We start from the raw sequence: 3,281 nt of genomic DNA on the forward strand, positions 1-3,281 counted from the left end.
GTCAGTTCCTTGATGGTGGGGGCCGTCAGGGATGCGTTGGCCGAGGGATCATTGTCGGCGAAGGCGAGGGAGGCGCGGGGCAGGTTTTTGCCATTCCACTGCATGTAGAGATCGAGACGGGTCTGGGTGCCCGAACCGACATAGAAGGTCGTCGGGTCGGTGCCGTTGGTGGTGATGGGATAGCCGTTCCGGCCGCTGCTGATCGGGTTGCCATCCGCGTTGAGCACGGTGATGGTGCTCACGGGCTGGTCGGTGAGAAGATACAGGGTTTCGGTTCCGGTCGCCCAGTTATTCTGTATCTAGCATTTGACGACGGCGTCGGGAAATCTGGTCGAAACGCCGCTGCCATTGGGCGGCAGCTGCGCATAGGGCTTGTCGATGACGATGCTCGGCGGCTTCAGCCTGACCCTGAAGGAACCGGAGAATTCTCGGTTGCCTATCAGCGGGTTGAAGGCGCTTACTGCGAAATAGGCGGTGAACCGCGCCTCGCCTGTGACACTAGTGACGGTATTCTGCCAGCTCCCGTCCGGCTCTGTTGATGTCGTTTGGTTTTCAAGGATTACCTGGTCCGCCGGATAGACCGTCCAAAGGATTTCCGGAATATGAGACGTGCCGATATAGACCGCCGAAATCTGCCGCACAAACGTATCGAACCGTATCGTCATGTTGCTTACGCGGAAAGTTTCCACCCACACCGGCAAATTGCTTGGGAGGTTATTTGGCACAACGGCCTGTACGTTAAAGCTATAATTCTGGCCGCCACTCCCGCTCATCCCGTTGACAGCAACGCCGTCAGGCGGAATGGGTGTCTCGTCGGCAAGGAGCATGTAGTTCGTTTCCGGCTGCTGCGACAACTGCCATTTGACCGTCCCGGTAAGAGGATTGCCGTGAATATCCAGGCAGACGGCTCTGAAAAGATGGGGGCTGTCTAGTTGGTCAGAGGAGATGGGCTGGCCGTCGACTATCATAAGGCCGACCGAGCCGTTCGGGGGAGTGGGCGATGCTTTGAACGTGATCTGAGCACTGCCGACGAAATTGGTGCCGCTCATTTCCTGGTTGGACCAAGCATAAACGGTAAGTGTGACGTCTTTGTTCGGCCCATAGACGGTTATATAGATGGAGCCTGGATGTTGGCGCATCCCAATAGATGAGGTTGGCGTCATTGTCGAGGGTCACACCGAAGGCATGGGTAGCGTAGAGGTAAAGGGGCTCCGGAGGTGGCTGAAGGTGTAGGCCTCCATCGCCTATGGCGGTGCCGCGTGTATCAATTTTCTTCTCAACATCTTTCATCATATCTTTTCTCCTTAAAAGTTTGGACGCCCGCGCTGGAGCGTCTCGTCGTGTAAAACATTGATTATCAAAGCTCGGGCTGCTCCTCCGGCGAGAGGAGCAGCCCTGTTTGCTGCTATTCAGATCGTTGAGTTAAGCGTATAGCTTGCGATCTTCGACCATGTCGTCTTACCGTTCGACACCACCATGTAATCGACCTGGAGGGTGCCTGCGCCGGTCGGACCGGTGTCGGTGGTTGCGCTGGCATAGCCGGCGACGGCCCATTGCGGCAGGGTGTAGATGCGGGCGGGGGTCCATCGGTTATCGTTTGGGGGTTGGAAGAATATTTCGACAGTGTACGCCGTTACCGGCACGACGTTATGTATTGTGACAGTCCCCTTCCCCATCTGCGCGGAGAGGACGTCGTTGCCCTGCAGATAGAAGAACACCGTCACCTGATCATCGTCCTTGAGGGTGCTTCCGTCGATATAGACTTCGAAGACAGGAGCAACCTTGTCCGGCGTAACCGAGTCAAAGGGCGGGAGTATTGCAATCTCCGGTGCCGGCAGGGGCCGGTCGGAGATGTTGCACGGTCCGGTCTGCGGTGTGCCCTGAGCCGTAAAGGAAAGGGGCTTCGACTGCTTCCAGGCGCCGTTATAGGCGACATAGATCAGCTTGTTGGTGCCGCCCGAGACGTCGAGCGTGGCATAGGCGACATCGATGCCATCGGCGTTGGGCAGCGCTTGCTCGGCCCGTCCATTATAGACGATCCGGTCGTTGAGAATGAACGCTACCTTGTCGTTGGGACGCAGGGTCGTGTCCGTTGGAAGGTTGACCTTGAAGGGCATGACCGGGCAGCCGGTTGGGATGTTCAGGACCGTACCCGTCAGTTCCTTGATGGTGGGGGCCGTCAGGGATGCGTTGGCCGAGGGATCATTGTCGGCGAAGGCGAGGGAGGCGCGGGGCAGGTTTTTGCCATTCCACTGCATGTAAAGATCGAGGCGGGTCTGGGTGCCCGAACCGACATAGAAGGTCGTCGGGTCGGTGCCGTTGGTGGTGATGGGATAGCCGTTCCGGCCGCTGCTGATCGGGTGGCCATCCGCGTTGAGCACGGTGATGGTGCTCACGGGCTGGTCGGTGAGAAGATACAGGGTTTCGGTTCCGGTCGCCCAGTTATTCTGTATCTGGCATTTGACGACGGCGTCGGGAAATCTGGTCGAAACGCCGCTGCCATTGGGTGGCAGCTGCGCATAGGGCTTGTCGATGACGATGCTCGGAGGGATGAACCTGCGCGGGAGGGTATAGGAATAGTCGCGGGTGCCTAGTTGCGGGTTGAAGGTGCTGGCCGCCAAATAGGCGGTGAACGGCGCCTCGCCGGTCACACCGGTGATGGTATTGCGGTAGAGACCGTCTGACCCTACCTCCGTCGTCTGGTTTTCCAGGGTGACTTGGTCCGCCGGATAGACCGTCCACAGCATTTCTACGTTGTCATGCGTGCCTGGATAAGCCGACACCAGATTCCTGAGCCCGTTGGTTCCGAGCGTTATGGCGACTTTGGGGAAAGTGTCCATCGACACCGGCAAATTGCCTGCGAGGTTGTTTGGCACAACGGCCTGTACGTTATAGTCATAATTCTGGCCGCCACTCCCGCTCATCCCGTTGACAGCAATGCCATCAGGCGGAATGGGTGTCTCGTCGGCAAGGAGCATGTAGTTCGTTTCCGACTGCTGCGACAACTGCCATTTGACCGTCCCGGTAAGAGGATTGCCATGAATATCCAGGCAGACGGCTCTGAAAAGATGGGGATTGACAAGTGGGTCAGAGGAGATGGGCTGGCCTTCGATCCCCATAAGGCCGACCGAACCGTTCGGGGGAGTGGGCGATGCTTTGAACGTGATCTGAGCACTGCCGACGAAATTGGTGCCGCTCATTTCCTGGTTGGACCAAGCATAAACGGTAAGTGTGACGTCTTTGTTCGGCCCATAGACGGTTATATAGATGGAGCCTGGATG

General features: G+C 57.6%; 3 protein-coding genes. All 3 read right to left on the reverse strand.

The window, feature by feature from the left end; genetic code table 11:
* On the reverse strand, nucleotides 1-242 hold a 242-nt coding region (locus ACOWVG_RS19235), incomplete at its 3' end, for a hypothetical protein (RefSeq protein WP_420963990.1).
* Between the two features lie 57 nt (nucleotides 243-299).
* Nucleotides 300-1,049, reverse strand: a complete 750-nt coding sequence (locus tag ACOWVG_RS19240) for a hypothetical protein (RefSeq protein ID WP_420963991.1) — start codon at nucleotides 1,047-1,049, stop codon at nucleotides 300-302.
* Nucleotides 1,050-1,409: 360 nt separating this feature from the next.
* Nucleotides 1,410-3,281, reverse strand: a 1,872-nt coding sequence (locus tag ACOWVG_RS19245) for a hypothetical protein (protein WP_420963993.1), incomplete at its 5' end; no start/stop codon positions are given.

Origin of the sequence: Brucella sp. IR073 (genome assembly GCF_049065735.1) — a bacterium.
Taxonomy (GTDB): Bacteria; Pseudomonadota; Alphaproteobacteria; order Rhizobiales; family Rhizobiaceae; genus Paramesorhizobium.